Raw genomic sequence first — 16,231 nt, 5'->3', positions numbered from 1 at the left:
ATTAACCTCGTTGTTCAATGGGTAAATAATGGCGTTGTTCAGGGCCAATATATTCGGATGTGGGTCTAATTAAACGGTTGTTGGCACGTTGTTCAAATATATGTGCAGCCCAACCGGTCGTTCTTGACATGACAAAAATTGGGGTGAATAAAAAGGTTGGTATACCACAAAAATGATAGGCGGATGCTGAATAGAAGTCCAAATTAGGAAATAATTTTTTTTCTCGCCACATTAATGATTCGATTCGCTCAGAAATATCATATAAGGTCATATCGCCAGTCGTTTGCGCAAATTTCTTCGACCATGTTTTGATAATGTCTGATCGCGGATCGCAATCCGTATATACACGGTGCCCAAAGCCCATTATTTTTTCTTTATTTGCAAGCATTTGCAATAATTTTGTTTCTGCTTCATCTGCTGTAGTAAATTGCTCAATCAATTCCATTGCTGCTTCATTCGCTCCACCATGCAAGGGACCACGCAGTGTGCCGATAGCAGACGTCATCGCAGAATAGATATCCGATAGCGTGGCGGCAGTCACCCGGGCAGCAAATGTCGACGCATTAAACTCATGCTCTGCATAAAGTATCAAGGATACATTCATCATGTTTTTGGCAAGATCATTTGGCTTTTTCTGATGAAGCAAGGCAAGAAAATGACCACCAATGGTGGGTTCATCCGAGTATTCGCTGATTTCTTTATCAAGAAAGTGCCATGCATACCAATAGCACATAATGGCTGGGTATATGGCTAATAAACGATCAGCAATGTCATATTGTTGTTTAAATGATTCCTCGGGCTCTAAATTTCCCAGAAATGAACATCCTGTTCTTAAAACATCCATTGGATGTGCGTGTTTGGGGATCGCTCTTAGTACATCTTTTAATGCAGAAGGAATATTACGTAAAGAAATTAATTTTTCTTGATATCGATCCAGTTCTCGTTGATTGGGTAATTGACCATAGTGAAGTAAGTAGGCAACTTCTTCAAATGTTGCATGGTTTGCAAGGTCATCAATGGAATAGCCGCGATAATTTAGGCCTTTTCCGGCTTTACCCACCGTTGCAATAGCTGACTCACCTGCAACAACACCCGCCAAACCGCCTTGTTTATTGGTCATCCTTTTTCTCCCTTAATCGATCTAATTGTTGTTCAAAGGTATGATAATTTAAATGATGATATAATTCTTCTCTTGTTTGCATTGTATCAACACAGGATACCTGGGATCCCTCCTCCTTGATTGTTTGATAGACCAAAGAGGCAGCTTGTGACATCGCTCGGAAAGCTGACAATGGATATAATGCCATTTTTATTCCAACATTTTCCAATTCAGTTTGAGAAAACAGCGGTGTTTTACCAAACTCGGTTATGTTTGCTAATATCGGTGCATTTACTTGCTCGGCAAATTGTTGATACTCTGCTAGTGTCGTCATAGCTTCTGCGAAAATCATATCCGCACCTAATTCGACATAATAGTTCGCACGCTCAACAGCAGCGTTCATACCCTCAATCGCATAAGCATCCGTTCTTGCCATAATTACAAATGATGGATCCTGGCGGGCATCAACAGCTGCTTTAATCCTATCCCCCATTTCTTCTTGGCTGACAACGGCTTTATTTGGGCGGTGCCCACAACGTTTGGCTAATACTTGATCTTCTAGATGGACTGCTGCGACGCCTGCTTGCTCCATCATTTTAATGGTTCTAGCAATATTAAAGGCATGCCCCCAACCTGTATCTATATCGACTAACAGAGGCAAATCAACTGCTTGGGTGATGCGACGCGCATCTTCAAAAACATCCCCTAAATGCGTCATCCCAAGATCAGGGATACCCCAGGAGGCATTGGCAACCCCAGCACCTGATAAGTAGATAGCACGATGACCTGCATTCTTAGCTAATAACGCACAGTAAGCATTAATGGTTCCAACAATCGGAAGAATGTGCTTTTGGTTGACTAATTGCCTAAACATATGACCCATAGAATCTGTCATCAAACGCTCCCTTGTTACTTATAGATTGTCTATCGTCGTTGGCTATCTATCTTAAATTCCTGCCGCATTATTTCATATAAAGCTAAATCCATAAACAAAGACTAGATTGCCAAGAAACATACGATTTATTCTTGTTAATTGTCCGCTCAAAGCTCAATGGTTCCTTCCATAAAACGACGACATTCGCCTTTTAATAACACGCGGTTATCGTTTAGTTGGCAATGAACCGTTCCTTTACGGCTTAACCCTTGCCGAGCAACAAAGCTAGATTTTCCAAGCCTTTCAGCCCAAACGGGCGTTAACAAACAATGCGCTGATCCCGTAACCGGATCCTCAGGAATTTTATGTTTGGGGTAAAAACACCTTGAGTAAAAATCAACATCGTCACTCGGTGCACTCACAATTAATCCTTGCATATCATGCGCCAGAAGACGAATTTGATCAACCTGAGTTTGTTTAACCCTTTCTTCATTATCCAAAATAACTAGCCAATCTTTTGGTGAACAATAAGCAGCAATAATTGGTTGATTAATTAAGTCTTCCAAAAATTGATTTGGAATTTGCTCATTATGCATTAACGGGAAATCCATCTCGATAAATTGATTATCTTTCCTAACGTACAAAGGGCCACTTAAACTCGAAAAAGTGAATTGTTTATCTGTTTGCTGCAATGAAAATAGGACATCTGCGGCTGCTAATGTTGCATGCCCACACAAGTCAACTTCGCCATTTGGGCTGAACCATCGAATATGATACCCATCTTCATTTTCAACAACATACGCTGTTTCAGATAAATTATTTTCAAGGGCTATCGCTTGCAATAACTCATCATTTAACCATTCTTGAAGTAAACATACAGCTGCAGGATTGCCATGAAATAATTTATCGGTGAAGGCATCGACTTGAAATATCTTTATTCGTTCCATGTATAATTATAACTTGTTATAAAATGGACTTATCCTAGCATAGATAGAGTTAAAAATCTTTGATTATTTATCGTATGGCTCCGTCAGAGCTGTTCCCCATTTAATTTTGAAGAACCAATTTCCACAGGCATTATCTGGTTGAGACAATCCTGGATGGTTTCTGCTAACGCTTCAGGCAAGGTATTTTCTTTCATGCTTTTAGAAAAAAATGAATTGTTTCGTAAGACATTGAGTACAGCACTCGTCTGGCTTTTGCGAAGACTATCGTCTAGATTCCTCAACAAATACACGAAATGTTTTAAAACGTCCTCGATTGTTAACTCTGGCGATAGCACAAGCGGTTCAAACCTATCTTTTTGTATTGCGTAAGAATTGAATAGTGTTAGATCAAGATGCGTAAATCGCGCAATAGCAGACCTTTTACTATCCGAATGTGTCATCGCCGTTAAGGCCTCGTTATACGTGTTTATTAGATTCGTCAATAGTTGCATTTTTAGATCAGCTTCAGGCAATAATGTGAGCGCATGGGCGTTAATATAGTTTTGGCTATGAATAAATTGTCGATACAAATGCCTTTTGCTCATGCATTCGAGGGACATATAGGAAACCATTTTCCGCATTCTCGCCACATTTTTTGGCCTTGTTGCCGCATACTGTTTAAAATCTTCGGGGTTTCTTCCCGCTATATATGCTTGAACAATTTGATAACAAAAATCCCTGAAAAACCGTATTTTTGGAACACAATGCTGAATGGAAGATGGCGGTTCATTTTGACTGTTGAGCTTTAAGAGATATGCTTGTTGTAGAAAGGGTAATTTGTCTTCCAAGCGTTTAAAATCTCCATCAACAACCCGGTTGAATACATCAATAAAATGAACCAATACACGATTGAATTGATCCATTAATTTTTTTATATAAGCAGGATTTGAACTGATCATTTGTTCAAAGTCAGCATCAGGATAGATAAACCCTTGATCACAAGGCTCTAAATCAACAATATATTTTTGTCCATCATGTTCAAAATCTTCTAAAGGGCGGTTTTCTATTAATCTAGCGGGAAATTTACCAAGTACGATATGATTAAGATACGTTTCAACACTGATATGCACCTCTGGTTGCGTATGTTCCATTTTCTCATCCATGACCACTCCTTTGCCCACGTGGAATCCACGATGTTGTATTCCATTAAATCATCGAGGACACCTATAATTATAGAACATTTTGCCGGGTCACGATCCGGCGATACAGAAAACGGGCTGGCGCAATGGCAGATAGCAAATTATGTGGCATATTCAACGGATGATTCGCAATGAGTTTCGCGAGGTAACTGGCACATAATGGGATGGTCGTTAACCCTCTTGAACCAAAACCAGTCAGAGCATATAAGTTTGTTTCAAAGGGATCACGGTTTTCAATAAACCGATTTGCATCCTTCTCAAACGCTTTGAAATTATTGATAAACTTTTCCTGATTAGGAATTGAGCCAACAACTGGCATATAATCATTGATCGTTGTTCGGATGCCACACCAATGATTAACGACTTCCTTGGACCACTCGCAATCAAGTGGTATTGCATTTAATGTATGTAAGTTCTGTCGATCCGCTTCAAGGCTTGCTATCGCCTCAAGGCGATCAATTTCAAACGTTGCACCTGTATAATGATAACCGTCCGTGGCAGGGAGAACATGGCCATTGCAACAGACGGGAACACGAAGCAAATCGGACTGTGTCGTCGAAGTTAAGGCAGTCATCTGGCCTTTTATTGTCCTTAAAGGGAGATAGTTGGTTTGTGAGTACTCTTTCATTTGCCAACCATTAGCCAAAATAACTACCTCAGCATGATGATTATTAACATGCCAGTGATTGTCATCGTGATTCAGCGTTGAAATGTTGGTATTACCGATGAAATCGATCATGTCATGGTCGAGTAGCTTTTGGCATAATTGCTGACTATTTATCCATCCAGACTTTGGAAACCAAAGGCCTTTTCCGGTTATGTTCAACCCCGCCTTTTTAGACAACTCAGCTTCTGATAAAAATTCCACCATGGGTGAAAGCGTTTCAAGCCAGTGAAGGAAGATAGGATTATAGGTTTCTGCTGGTTCAAGGGATATCATGCCATTGAATTCATGCTCTATACCAGTCATGTCGAATTGTTGATAAAAACGGATGGCATGGGGATAGGCTTGGAGCATGATTTGGCTTAGAGGTGAATCATAAGCTGAGAAACTGGGAAATATGACGGCTCTCGGATTTGCAGACGCACCAACACCTGGTTGTGCTCCTTTATCAAGCACAGTTATTTGCCAGCCAAGCTTTGCCAAATGATAAGCAATCATGCAACCGGCAAGTCCTGCTCCGATTACCAATGCGTTTTGTTTGGAGGGCTTTTTATACTGGCCAAATTCCCATAAGCTTTTCTTTTTTAATAACTTATGGTTATTAGATTGATTAGTTTTAATGGCTTGGATCATCTCCCTTTTTTGACCATAGCCTTTTGTCTTTTTATACGTAAATCCTGCTTGGACTAAGCCATCTTTTACCATACGTGCACACGAAAAAGTGGCTAATTGTGTTTGCTGATGAGATAGTTTACTAATGTAGGCAAATAGCTGGGGTGTCCACATTGACTGATTTTTTGCAGGCGAAAAACCATCAAGATACCAACTATCAATCATTCCCTCGCAACTTGGTATTAATTTTTCCATTGATGTGACGACATCAGCAAAGATCAGTGTTAGACAAACACCATTTTCAAATTCAATGGAATGAAAGCCCGGGATTAAGGCGGGATAGCTTTCAATCAGTTGTTGGGCATACTTTGTCAACTCCGGCCAAAAGGTTAAGGCTTTCGTTAAATCCGCTAGTTTGAGCGGATGCTTTTCACAAGCGTAATAATGGAGGGTATTTTTCTTGAGCCCTTGGGCCTCCCACAAGCGCATGGTTAAAAGGAAGTTTAGACCCGTTCCAAATCCTGTTTCTGCGATGACAAATGGTTTTCCTTCTGGCAATACCTGCCAGCGGTTTGGTAGATCATTGCCTAACAAAAATACATGAACACTTTCAGCCAACCCATTATCACGGCTAAAATAAATATCATTAAATTGGTTAGCATAAGGAATGCCTTGTTGCCATTCGATATCTGCAGGAATAATCGGTTGAAACGGTTGACTCATTATTTACAAAAATTAATTAACATCTTGTCTATATTTTATCACCATAAAAAGCAAAAGATACACTGTTTTCTATTACTCGGGTTTATACCCAATTAACAGCATACGTTGTTATTGGTTCGCATTTTGAATTTCGTTGGGTATACTTAATTTAATATCTCCTTAATCGAAAAAGCATGGCCAAAAAACTGTATCTTACCAGCATCGAGAAAAGAAAAGGCAAATCCTTTGTCTCGCTAGGCTTCGTGTCACAATTGTATAAAGATGGTTTGCCATTTCAATGTTTTAAGTTGTTTAGTGAACGAGATAATGCTCACTTTAGTATACTTCAAAATTTGACACATCAGCCCGTTAAACCCATCATGCCTATCAGTGATGCTATTGCGCTTATGCGCAATCAACCTGATGAATTGCAAACGATTTTGTTTGATAAAGTTGTAATCGATGAGCAGAAAACCTGCTATTTTGAAGGCAGTGATTTTGAAAGCGATAATGATATGGCGGAATTTCAATTCAACCTCTCAATAGCGTATCAGCTTAATTGTGAGGTCATCCTTGTGGTTTCTGGCAAAGATAGGCAAACTAGTCATATCAAAACCTTGATTCAATCAGCGCTGGACATTGCAAAGCGAAACCATACGAATGTCCGCGGCGTTATTATCAATCAGTTTAATCTTGGCAATGAGCTTGAAACGTCAAGCCAATTACAAAGTTTTTTCACTCAATTATGCATTTCGATTATACCTGAGTTTGAAGAATTTGCTTATCCAATGGTTAAAGACGTTGCCAAACTCCTATCTGCAAAAATCATTTTTGGAAAAACCAATATCCACCGACAAGTGAAAGAAATTACTGTTGCAGCTAAAACGGTGACTAATTTTTTGCAATCAAGGCTAGATCGTAAGGGAATGTTGATTATAACACCTGACGATCGGATGGATATATTGTTAGGCACCCTACTTGCCGATCAATCGGCTAATTACCCCAAAATAGCCGGTATCGTGCTAACTGGTGGGATGAAACCGAGCAAAGTCATTTCAGAAATTATATCAGGGCTAGAGCATACCTTCCCGGTGATGGTCACCCCATTAAAGACTTATGAAACAGCAACCACGATTCACAATGCCAAATTTAGTTTGCAAGAAGATGATATGGACAGGGTAGATAAAGCGGGGGAATTAATGTCACCCTATATTCAGCTGATGCTAACAACCATCAATAAGTCGCCTAAAACCGATGAAATGAACCCCGCATTATTTCTCCATAATTTGTCGGTTAAAGCAAAGAAGATGAAAAAACACATTGTCTTGCCGGAAGGAACAGATATTCGAATATTGCAAGCTGCCGACTATCTGCTTAAACGGGAAATTGTGTCATTAACCGTTATTGGGAATCCTGAAAAAATTCTCTTATTAGCCAAACAACATGATTTAAGCTTGCCAAACTTATCTATTTTGGATCTTGAAAGCGCGCCAAACATTCAAAAATATGCAAAACAATATTTCAAATTGCGTCAACATAAAAATGTCAATCTTCCTATTGCAATTGAACGCATGGCTGATGGCAACTACTATGCCACCATGATGGTCTATTTCAACCATGCTGATGGTGTTGTTTCCGGAGCAACTCACACAACCGCAGACACCGTTCGCCCAGCGCTTGAAATTATCAAAACAAAACCGGGTGTTGATAGAGTATCCTCCGTATTCATCATGTGCTTACCCACCCGAGTAGTTATCTATGGCGACTGTGCCATTAATCCTGAACCAGACGCAAAGACGTTAGCTGAAATTACCATGCAAGCGGCTGTCATGGCCAAAAGCCTTGATATCGATCCCAGGGTAGCGCTGCTTTCTTACTCAACAGGCGGTTCCGGTCATGGTGCAAGTGTGGATAAAGTCAATCAAGCTATCAAGCTGTTGGCTAAAGAAAAATTAGATTACTTAGTTGAGGGCCCGATTCAATATGACGCTGCGGTTGACATGGGCGTTGCAAAACAAAAATTACCCAACTCAAAAGTAGCTGGCAAAGCGAATGTTCTAATTTTTCCTGATTTAAACACAGGAAATAACACCTATAAAGCAGTACAGAGAGAGTCTGGCGCACTAGCAATTGGACCTGTTTTATTGGGATTAAATAAACCAGTCAACGATCTAAGCCGTGGATGCACTGTCCAGGATGTCATTAATACGATTTTGTTAACGGCTATTCAAGCAAGCGAGAATTCACCATGAAATGGATTTTAACATTTAATGCAGGTAGCTCATCCATTAAGTACAGCGCCTTCCATATCAAAGATCAAACGATGGTGCTAGAGTTTAAAGGGTTAATCGAAGGAATTGGCGAAAAACAGAGCTTTTGGACTCATGAAACGACTAAAAGCGAGCATCTCTTTAAAAATCATCAACAAGCCTTTCAAGCCTTGCTTAAACCTGTGACAGAGGGCATTCAAGGTGAAATTATCGGAATTGCCCACCGTGTTGTTCATGGTGGAAGTCAATTTAGCACACCCACTGTGGTTGATAAAACCGTGTTATCAACCATTCAATCATTATCAAATTTAGCACCGTTACATAATCCAGCAAATGCATTGGGTATTGAAGTGGCTAAATCTTTATTTCCCAAATGCCCACATGTCGCTATCTTTGATACAGCATTTCATGTAACCATGCCTGAAAGCGCTCATACTTATGCAATCGATAAGGATATCTGTCATCAATACCAAATCAAACGCTATGGTTTCCATGGAATCAATCATCAGTATGTTGCTGAACAAGCCGCGGGCTTCCTTTTAAAACCCCTTTCACATTGCCAGCTAATCACATTGCATTTAGGAAATGGTGCCAGTGCTTGCTTAATAAAAGATGGGAAATCGTATGATACCTCGATGGGGTTTACACCATTGCCAGGATTGATAATGGGGACACGTTGCGGGGATATCGACCCGTCCATTATTCTTTATCTTGCTGATCAAGGTATTACAATGGCAAGTATCTCAAGCATGCTCAATCGTCGTAGCGGTTTAAAAGGGATTGGCGGTGAAAATGATATGCGCAGATTGCTTGAGCATGAAGCTGCTGGCGATATGGATGCTAAGCTCGCCATCGAGATGTTTTGTTATCAGTTACAAAAATACATCGCTGCTTATTATGGCCAATGCCCCAACTTAGATGCGCTTGTTTTTACTGGTGGCATCGGTGAACATTCAGTCGACATTAGAGCGAGAACAATCCAGCCCTTAAATCATCTAGGGTTATCCATCGATGCTAATTTAAATAGTAATCAAGGATGGACACAGCCTTCCATTATCCATAATGGATCCATCCCTATTTTGGTTATTCCCGGGGATGAAGAGAAGGCTATGGCAGAACAATGTATGACAGTTTTATAATATACCCGTGATCATTCAAAATGCGAGGATTTATGCGCCTCTATTTTTTTGATCCTGAAAAACGTTAAAAAACGCCCAATGGCTCACTCCCTTGAGTGTTCTTTAACGTTTTGCAGGGCGAAAAAGAAAAAGCAGAAAACTCGCATTTTGAATGATCACGGGTATAAAATAATTTAAAGGTTCGCCATCACAGTGTCCGCTTTCGCTAATGTTTCCTCGATATCGGCTAACGTATGTGCCTGTGAGACAAAGCCTGCTTCAAACATGGATGGGGCGAAATAGACACCTTTTGCTAACATGCCATGAAAAAATGATTTAAACTTTGTAGAATCGCCTTTTGCAACATCGTCATAACCACGAATCGTGGTTGTGTTTGCAAAATAAAAACCAAACATACCGCCTATTGACTGGGCGTAAAAAGGTAGGTTGTAACGACGAGCGATTTCCATTAACCCATTAACTAGTGCATTGGTTGAATTGGTTAAGTTTTCAAAAAATCCAGGTTTCTGAATTTCTTTGAGTGTAGCCAACCCTGCGGCCATGGCAAGTGGATTACCGGAAAGCGTTCCTGCTTGATAGACGGGACCAACCGGTGCTAAATGATCCATGATCGCTTTGCTACCCCCGATGGCACCTACAGGCATTCCTCCTCCAATGACTTTTCCTAGCGTCGTTAAATCGGGAGTTACATTATAATAACCTTGAGCGCCTTCAAGCGCCACACGGAAACCACACATCACTTCATCAAATATCAATAGGGATTGGTATTGGTCACAAATCGCACGCAATCCCTGCAGATAATCTGCTGCAGGTAATACAAGGCCCATGTTGCCTGCAACAGGTTCGAGAATGATACCAGCAATGTCATCGCCATATTGTTTAAATAATAATTCAATTTGATTCAGATCATTGAAGTCGGCTGTTAACGTGTGTTCAGTAATGCTGTCTGGTATGCCCGGGGTTGCAGGAATTCCTAATGTTAATACGCCGGAGCCTGCTTTTACCAGCAAACTATCACTATGGCCATGATAACAACCATTCAGCTTAATAATTTTATTTTTACCCGTATAACCACGCGCTAAACGAATGGCTGTCATTGTTGCTTCAGTTCCCGAGCTCACCATCCTTACCTTTTCGATTGAAGGGACAATCTCAATGACTTTCTGTGCAAGTTCAATTTCAAGCTCAGTGGGTGCACCAAAACTCATGCCATTTGCTAATGCTGTCTGAACAGCCGTAATCACCTTAGGATGGGAGTGCCCTAAAATAAGGGGTCCCCATGAACCCACATAATCGATATAGTCTGTGCCATCAACATCCGTTAATCGGCACCCTTCACCCCTGCGAAAAAATATTGGGCAGCCTCCTACGCCTTTGAAAGCACGTACAGGCGAATTGACGCCTCCTGGAATAAATTGATTAGCTAGTTCGAATAATCGTTCTGAGTTAGACATAACTTGATTCTACTGATTTTAGTTTGAATTAGGTGCTCTTTTTACCATGGAAGTAGGATTATCTCAACCCTTTATAGGTTAAGACCTTTACAATTTAAGCCAACCTGGGTAAATTATCAGTTTTTAATGATTCGGAAGTATGATGAGCGATTATAAGCGTTATATTTGCATAATTTGTGGATTTATATATGATGAAGAAGAAGGCTGGCCAGAAGATGGCATTGAGCCTGGAACAAAATGGGAAGATGTGCCAGAGGACTGGTATTGCCCTGATTGTGGTGCAGGTAAAGAAGATTTTGAAATGGTTGAGATGGAATAATATGTTATCGAGTATAGTCAATGGGTGCCGTTATACTGCCTCATTCTTATTATCTGTTTTTTCAACAGATACCTGGATGTCGATTATCGTTGGCGCGATAGCTGTTACGTTATTAGCCTTGCTAGTCGGCGGGTTTGTCTTACACTCAGCAGCGATGTCTACTAATGTTTTAATTGCTGCAGGTGTATTGACTTTATTTACAATCCCTCTTGGATTAGGGATGTACTTTCTTAACAAAGATCAGTTTTCTTCAAGCCAGCAACAAAATGAAGGATCAACCGATAAAAATGCATTTGCACTTTCCTATTTAAGTACGTTTGGTGCTTCGTAAACGGGTTTACTCAATCGCACAATGTGGCATTTAAAATGGTTTAACTGTCACCATTACCACGATTAAGATTAGCAAAATTGTCGGCACTTCATTAAACAACCGATAAAATACTTGTGTATGATGGTTGTTGTCGTTGTGAAATTGACGTAAATAACGTCCGCAAAACCCATGATATCCCCATAGAAGCAGCACGGCAGTCAGTTTAACATGCATCCAACCGCTCGCCAGATAAAATCGCCAATTTAACATGAGCAACCCAATGCCTAATAAGGTCGTCAGAATAGCTGCAGGATAAGTAATGCCATAAAAGAGCCGCCGCTCCATGAGTTTGAATCGTGAAAGACTGATCGCATCTTCCGCCACACTATGATAAACAAACAATCTCGGCAAGTAGAATAAACCAGCGAACCAAGCGACCATCGCGATGATATGGAATGATTTTAACCACAAATAAAGCATTTTACCGTTTACCTCGATTTTTACGCCTGTGTCGAATTAAGTTGAGGGACTCAACTCCTAACGAAAACGCCATGGCGAAATAGACATAACCTCTTGGAACATGAAAAGAAAAACCATCTGCTATTAACACCATGCCAATCAATATTAAAAAACTCAAAGCTAACATTTTTATAGTTGGATGTTTTTCGATAAAGTGGCTCACCACATCGGAGGCAAAGATCATAACGATAATCGCAATAGTGATAGATAAAGCCATCACCCAAAATAAATGGGTTAAGCCGATGGCTGTCAAAACACTGTCTAGCGAAAAAATAATATCTAATAAGGCTATCTGAATAACAACGTTTAGAAATTGATTCGAAGGTTGAATTTTTTTATCTAATCCTTCGATTTCATCCTCATCTTCCGCCATTTCAGCATGGATCTCTTGGGTTGCTTTTACCATTAAAAAAGCGCCGCCAAACATGAGAAACAAATCGCGAATGGAGGGGGAAAAATCACCAATACTAAATAATGGAAACGTTAATTTGACAAGCAAAAAGGCGAAGGCCAAGAGTAACAAACGTGTTATCCAGGCAAGTCCTAACCCAACCCGACGCGCAAGCGCTTTTTGTTTATCGGGTAACCTATCTGCCATGATTGATAAAAACACGAGATTATCAATTCCTAAAATAATCTCTAAGATAATTAATGCCAGCAGACTCGCAACAATATCAAGCATTGAATGTCCTGGAAAATGTTGAAAAAAGGTATTTATCTCATCCTCACCAAGGGTATTATATAGTCTATGATGAGACAACATACTGAATATTGCCATTATTATAGAGCTATTGCCTTGATATGTCACTCGCCTCGATGTGTTCATCCATAAACGATAAATAAAATTAATAAAACATATGCTCCCCAGGTTGGATATTTACCATTGATGCGCATTGGCTTTTGACACGCTCCAACGGTATAATGGTCAATTTTTTGGAGACTCGTATCATGTCACGCCCCAGTAAACGTGAAGCCAATCAGTTGAGAGAAATAAAACTCACAAAAAATTATACAAAGCATGCTGAAGGCTCAGTGTTAGTTGAATTCGGCCATACCCGTGTGATATGCACAGCGACTGTCAGTGAAGGTGTGCCACGCTTTTTGAAAGGCAAAGGTCAGGGATGGATCACTGCTGAATATGGCATGCTACCGCGCTCAACCCATAGCAGACTTGAACGTGAAGCGAGTAAAGGCAAACAAGGAGGCCGAACGCTTGAAATTCAAAGACTCATTGGTCGCTCTCTAAGAGCATGCATTGATTTGAAACGCTTAGGCGAAACAACCATAACCCTTGATTGTGATGTGATACAAGCAGACGGCGGCACACGGACAGCTTCCATTACAGGTGCTTGCGTTGCTCTTAGAGATGCACTTTCGACAATGGTTAAACAGGAAAAGCTTCGAACCATGCCTGAGTTTAACTACATAGCAGCGGTTTCGGTGGGTATTTATCGCGGACAACCTGTTTTGGATCTCGATTATGCAGAAGATGTGCTTGCTGAAACAGACATGAACGTTGTCATGACCGAAAAGGACCGATTCATCGAGATACAAGGTACTGCTGAGGAAAATGATTTTAGCTTGGATGAACTCAATGACATGCTTGCACTTGCAAAACAAGGCATACAGGCAATTATCGAAATGCAAAAAAATGCCTAGAACGATACCTCAACTACTTTATTTTAAAAGAGACTAGGATTAATGTAAAATTTGCGATAAATTAATTTAATTATTACACTTGAAAACTGAGATATTTGCTATCATATGCTACAATATCTATATAACAATCAGGAGATGGTATGAATAGAAATGATTTTAACGCCGTAGTTAGGCAACAACCTTCGGTGTTAGCAACCAATAAGGTTTTGAAAAACACCTATTTGTTGCTAGGTGCTACGTTTTGCTTTAGTGCATTGATGGCATTTGTTGCCATGGCTTCCAACATGCCCCCTATGAATCCCCTGCTAATGATTGTCGGAGTCTATGGCTTAATGTTCTTAACTCATGCAACACAACGAAGTGCCATGGGAATTGTCAGTGTGTTTGCATTTACTGGCTTTTTAGGCTTAACAATTGGACCTATTTTAAATCTCTATATTGCTAACTTCAGTAATGGTGGCCAGATAGTTGCTACGGCACTTGGCGGAACCGGCATTATCTTTTTTGCCCTTTCTGGTTATGCCTTAACAACTCAAAAGGATTTTAGCTACTTATCCGGATTCTTATTTGTCGGCATAATGGTTGCGATTTTAGCGATGATAGCCAACTTTTTCTTAGGTCTTCCAGCACTTCAACTTGTCATTTCTTCTGTGTTCATGCTAATTTCTTCTGGCTTAATTCTTTGGCAGACCAGCGAAATTATTCATGGTGGTGAAACAAACTATATTGCTGCAACGGTGACATTATTTGTATCGCTGTATAATATATTTGTTAGCCTGCTTCAAATTTTAGGGTCTTTATCTGGTAGAGATTAACCATCTCCCAAACCTGGATCCCGGGATTTCCCGGGATTTTTTTTACTATCAGCACACATCATTCTCCGCTATGCTCCTTTTCATTCATTACAATATTGATTAAAGTAATGGTTAACACAGATTATATTTTGCATCCATGAGTACAATGAAGACTGACTACGATGTGTTAATAATTGGCGGCGGTATCAATGGATGCGGAATTGCAGCCGATGCAGCTATGCGCGGATTAAGTGTTTGTTTAGTCGAGGCTGGTGATTTAGCATCACAAACGTCATCAAACAGCAGTAAATTAATTCATGGTGGATTAAGATATTTAGAACAGTTCGATTTTACCATGGTGAAAAAAGCATTGGATGAACGTTCTGTCTTGATGAAGGTTGCACCACATCTTGTCAAGCCACTGCCATTTTTTATCCCTTACCATCAACAGATGCGTCCAAAATGGCTCATACGTCTAGGTCTATTTCTATATGATCATTTAAGCAGAAAAAATACACTTCCCAACAGTCAAATTCACCATCGAAACAATCCATTGTCAATAAATTATTTCTCGCCATTAGCTGACAGTTATAGATCGGGGTTCACCTATTATGATGCTCAAACGAATGATGCTCGATTAACCATCGCCAATGCCCAGCAAGCAAAAAATTATGGCGCCCATATACTTCCCTATCACCGCTTTGTATCTGCTAGCCCCATCAAACAATCGCAATGGCAAGCATCGATTTCGCATCAAAACACCCTAATCCAAACCTGCGCAAAAGTGATTATTAACGCGACTGGCCCTTGGGTCAATCTCGTTAATAAACAGCTAGGCATCACAGACCCCCTTCCAATTAATTGGATTAAAGGATCTCACCTCGTCGTTAAACAGTTATATGAGGGGAACCATGCCTATCTGCTGCAAGGTACTGATAAACGAATAATTTTTATAACACCCTATTTTCAATATTCCATGATAGGGACAACCGATGTTCCTGTTGATGATATCACCAAACCGCCCCATATTGAGCCTGAAGAGATCCATTATTTATTAGATCTTGCTCAACAGTATTTCAAACGCCCCATCCATGAAAGCGATGTTATTTGTACTTGGAGTGGCATTCGACCATTAATTGGCGATCAACATGAGCAAGCCCAAAAAATGAGTCGAGACTATCAGCTCCATCTTACTAAAAGCCCTGCGACAGTCTTATCAATTTACGGTGGGAAAATTACGACCTATCGTCAATTATCCAATCAAGCCTTAGAAAAAATTAGAGAATATTTTCCACATATGGGCTCATGTATTACTGATGAAGTATCACTTCCCGGTGGTAACATTCCAAGCCATCAATGGCAATCCTTTTATCAAACGAAACAAAGGCAATACCATTGGATAAGTGCAACCTTATTTAATCGCTATATCACAACGTATGGTAATCTTATCGACAGATTATTATCCAATTGTGAACAAATAGGTGATTTAGGGCAGCATTTTGGTGATGATCTCTATGAACGAGAAATTGCTTATCTCATCGAACACGAATGGGCAACCAAGACAGAAGATGTTTTAAGACGCCTAACAGATATCGGCTTAACAGCTCAAACAGACACAATCATGCATCTAAATGATTATTTTAAGGGAAGAGGTACAGGAAGGGATCCCGATTCTTTATAAAAAAAGGACA

At 40.1% G+C, this 16,231-nt stretch carries 15 protein-coding genes; 7 read left to right on the top strand and 8 right to left on the bottom strand.

Translation table 11 applies throughout. The features are described 5' to 3' along the window. Window position 1: 1 nt before the first annotated feature. The 5 genes from prpC to mnmC form a co-directional block, all read right to left on the bottom strand. A complete protein-coding gene (prpC, locus tag AB3348_RS00515) occupies window positions 2-1,120 on the bottom strand; it encodes a 2-methylcitrate synthase (RefSeq protein WP_367605584.1) in 1,119 nt (372 codons plus the stop codon). After that, window positions 1,110-1,994 carry a methylisocitrate lyase gene (gene prpB / locus AB3348_RS00510; RefSeq protein ID WP_367605583.1) on the bottom strand — a complete coding sequence of 295 codons (885 nt, stop codon included), beginning with the start codon at window positions 1,992-1,994 and terminating at the stop codon, window positions 1,110-1,112. The genes prpC and prpB overlap by 11 nt, the downstream gene beginning before the upstream one ends. Before the next feature lie 146 nt (window positions 1,995-2,140). Beyond that, window positions 2,141-2,920 carry a PhzF family phenazine biosynthesis protein gene (locus AB3348_RS00505; protein WP_367605582.1) on the bottom strand — a complete coding sequence of 260 codons (780 nt, stop codon included), beginning with the start codon at window positions 2,918-2,920 and terminating at the stop codon, window positions 2,141-2,143. Between the two features lie 83 nt (window positions 2,921-3,003). After that, on the bottom strand, window positions 3,004-4,062 hold the full coding sequence (locus tag AB3348_RS00500) for a hypothetical protein (RefSeq protein ID WP_367605581.1): 1,059 nt from the start codon (window positions 4,060-4,062) through the stop codon (window positions 3,004-3,006). A gap of 67 nt (window positions 4,063-4,129) precedes the next feature. Beyond that, window positions 4,130-6,097 carry a bifunctional tRNA (5-methylaminomethyl-2-thiouridine)(34)-methyltransferase MnmD/FAD-dependent 5-carboxymethylaminomethyl-2-thiouridine(34) oxidoreductase MnmC gene (mnmC, locus tag AB3348_RS00495; RefSeq protein ID WP_367605580.1) on the bottom strand — a complete coding sequence of 656 codons (1,968 nt, stop codon included), beginning with the start codon at window positions 6,095-6,097 and terminating at the stop codon, window positions 4,130-4,132. 173 nt (window positions 6,098-6,270) lie between these two features. On the opposite strand from mnmC, the gene pta reads away from it, so the two are divergent. After that, window positions 6,271-8,328, top strand: coding sequence for a phosphate acetyltransferase (gene pta / locus AB3348_RS00490; protein ID WP_367605579.1), 2,058 nt, complete (start codon window positions 6,271-6,273; stop codon window positions 8,326-8,328). Further along, on the top strand, window positions 8,325-9,485 hold the full coding sequence (locus tag AB3348_RS00485) for an acetate/propionate family kinase (RefSeq protein WP_367605578.1): 1,161 nt from the start codon (window positions 8,325-8,327) through the stop codon (window positions 9,483-9,485). The genes pta and AB3348_RS00485 overlap by 4 nt, the downstream gene beginning before the upstream one ends. A gap of 173 nt (window positions 9,486-9,658) precedes the next feature. Here AB3348_RS00485 and hemL read toward each other — a convergent pair whose 3' ends face one another. Next, window positions 9,659-10,939, bottom strand: coding sequence for a glutamate-1-semialdehyde 2,1-aminomutase (gene hemL, locus AB3348_RS00480; protein ID WP_367605577.1), 1,281 nt, complete (start codon window positions 10,937-10,939; stop codon window positions 9,659-9,661). Window positions 10,940-11,081: 142 nt separating this feature from the next. On the opposite strand from hemL, the gene AB3348_RS00475 reads away from it, so the two are divergent. Both AB3348_RS00475 and AB3348_RS00470 read left to right on the top strand, forming a co-directional pair. Beyond that, window positions 11,082-11,258, top strand: coding sequence for a rubredoxin (locus AB3348_RS00475; protein ID WP_367605864.1), 177 nt, complete (start codon window positions 11,082-11,084; stop codon window positions 11,256-11,258). A gap of 1 nt (window position 11,259) precedes the next feature. Beyond that, complete coding sequence (locus tag AB3348_RS00470) at window positions 11,260-11,589, top strand: hypothetical protein (RefSeq protein ID WP_367605576.1); 330 nt, start codon at window positions 11,260-11,262, stop codon at window positions 11,587-11,589. A 30-nt stretch (window positions 11,590-11,619) separates the two neighbouring features. On the opposite strand, the gene hemJ is transcribed toward AB3348_RS00470, so the two are convergent. Beyond that, window positions 11,620-12,048, bottom strand: coding sequence for a protoporphyrinogen oxidase HemJ (gene hemJ / locus AB3348_RS00465; protein WP_367605575.1), 429 nt, complete (start codon window positions 12,046-12,048; stop codon window positions 11,620-11,622). A gap of 1 nt (window position 12,049) precedes the next feature. After that, window positions 12,050-12,769 carry a TerC family protein gene (locus AB3348_RS00460; protein ID WP_367605863.1) on the bottom strand — a complete coding sequence of 240 codons (720 nt, stop codon included), beginning with the start codon at window positions 12,767-12,769 and terminating at the stop codon, window positions 12,050-12,052. A 266-nt stretch (window positions 12,770-13,035) separates the two neighbouring features. On the opposite strand from AB3348_RS00460, the gene rph reads away from it, so the two are divergent. The 3 genes from rph to glpD all read left to right on the top strand — a co-directional run bounded on the left by rph (window position 13,036) and on the right by glpD (window position 16,221). Next, complete coding sequence (gene rph, locus AB3348_RS00455; protein WP_367605574.1) at window positions 13,036-13,746, top strand: ribonuclease PH; 711 nt, start codon at window positions 13,036-13,038, stop codon at window positions 13,744-13,746. 140 nt (window positions 13,747-13,886) lie between these two features. Continuing rightward, window positions 13,887-14,561 (top strand): Bax inhibitor-1/YccA family protein, encoded by a 675-nt coding sequence (locus AB3348_RS00450; protein WP_367605573.1) that lies wholly within the window; start codon window positions 13,887-13,889, stop codon window positions 14,559-14,561. Between the two features lie 145 nt (window positions 14,562-14,706). Further along, entirely contained in the window at window positions 14,707-16,221 is a 1,515-nt protein-coding gene (gene glpD / locus AB3348_RS00445; RefSeq protein WP_367605572.1) for a glycerol-3-phosphate dehydrogenase, read from the top strand. The last annotated feature ends 10 nt before the right edge of the window (window positions 16,222-16,231 follow it).

This window comes from Legionella sp. W05-934-2 (assembly GCF_964199965.1).
Lineage (GTDB): Bacteria > Pseudomonadota > Gammaproteobacteria > Legionellales > Legionellaceae > JAFIFT01.
Note: the sequence above shows the minus strand (reverse complement) of the source record. Positions and strands in the feature narration are given on the sequence as shown.

Excerpts from the sequence above, each read along its gene's own strand:
- prpC (WP_367605584.1), bottom strand. The coding sequence starts at position 1,120 with ATGACCAATAAACAAGGCGGTTTGGCGGGTGTTGTTGCAGGTGAGTCA.
- prpB (WP_367605583.1), bottom strand. The coding sequence starts at position 1,994 with ATGACAGATTCTATGGGTCATATGTTTAGGCAATTAGTCAACCAAAAG.
- AB3348_RS00505 (WP_367605582.1), bottom strand. The coding sequence starts at position 2,920 with ATGGAACGAATAAAGATATTTCAAGTCGATGCCTTCACCGATAAATTA.
- AB3348_RS00500 (WP_367605581.1), bottom strand. The coding sequence starts at position 4,062 with ATGGATGAGAAAATGGAACATACGCAACCAGAGGTGCATATCAGTGTT.
- mnmC (WP_367605580.1), bottom strand. The coding sequence starts at position 6,097 with ATGAGTCAACCGTTTCAACCGATTATTCCTGCAGATATCGAATGGCAA.
- pta (WP_367605579.1), top strand. The coding sequence starts at position 6,271 with ATGGCCAAAAAACTGTATCTTACCAGCATCGAGAAAAGAAAAGGCAAA.
- AB3348_RS00485 (WP_367605578.1), top strand. The coding sequence starts at position 8,325 with ATGAAATGGATTTTAACATTTAATGCAGGTAGCTCATCCATTAAGTAC.
- hemL (WP_367605577.1), bottom strand. The coding sequence starts at position 10,939 with ATGTCTAACTCAGAACGATTATTCGAACTAGCTAATCAATTTATTCCA.
- AB3348_RS00475 (WP_367605864.1), top strand. The coding sequence starts at position 11,082 with ATGAGCGATTATAAGCGTTATATTTGCATAATTTGTGGATTTATATAT.
- AB3348_RS00470 (WP_367605576.1), top strand. The coding sequence starts at position 11,260 with ATGTTATCGAGTATAGTCAATGGGTGCCGTTATACTGCCTCATTCTTA.
- hemJ (WP_367605575.1), bottom strand. The coding sequence starts at position 12,048 with ATGCTTTATTTGTGGTTAAAATCATTCCATATCATCGCGATGGTCGCT.
- AB3348_RS00460 (WP_367605863.1), bottom strand. The coding sequence starts at position 12,769 with ATGCTTGATATTGTTGCGAGTCTGCTGGCATTAATTATCTTAGAGATT.
- rph (WP_367605574.1), top strand. The coding sequence starts at position 13,036 with ATGTCACGCCCCAGTAAACGTGAAGCCAATCAGTTGAGAGAAATAAAA.
- AB3348_RS00450 (WP_367605573.1), top strand. The coding sequence starts at position 13,887 with ATGAATAGAAATGATTTTAACGCCGTAGTTAGGCAACAACCTTCGGTG.
- glpD (WP_367605572.1), top strand. The coding sequence starts at position 14,707 with ATGAAGACTGACTACGATGTGTTAATAATTGGCGGCGGTATCAATGGA.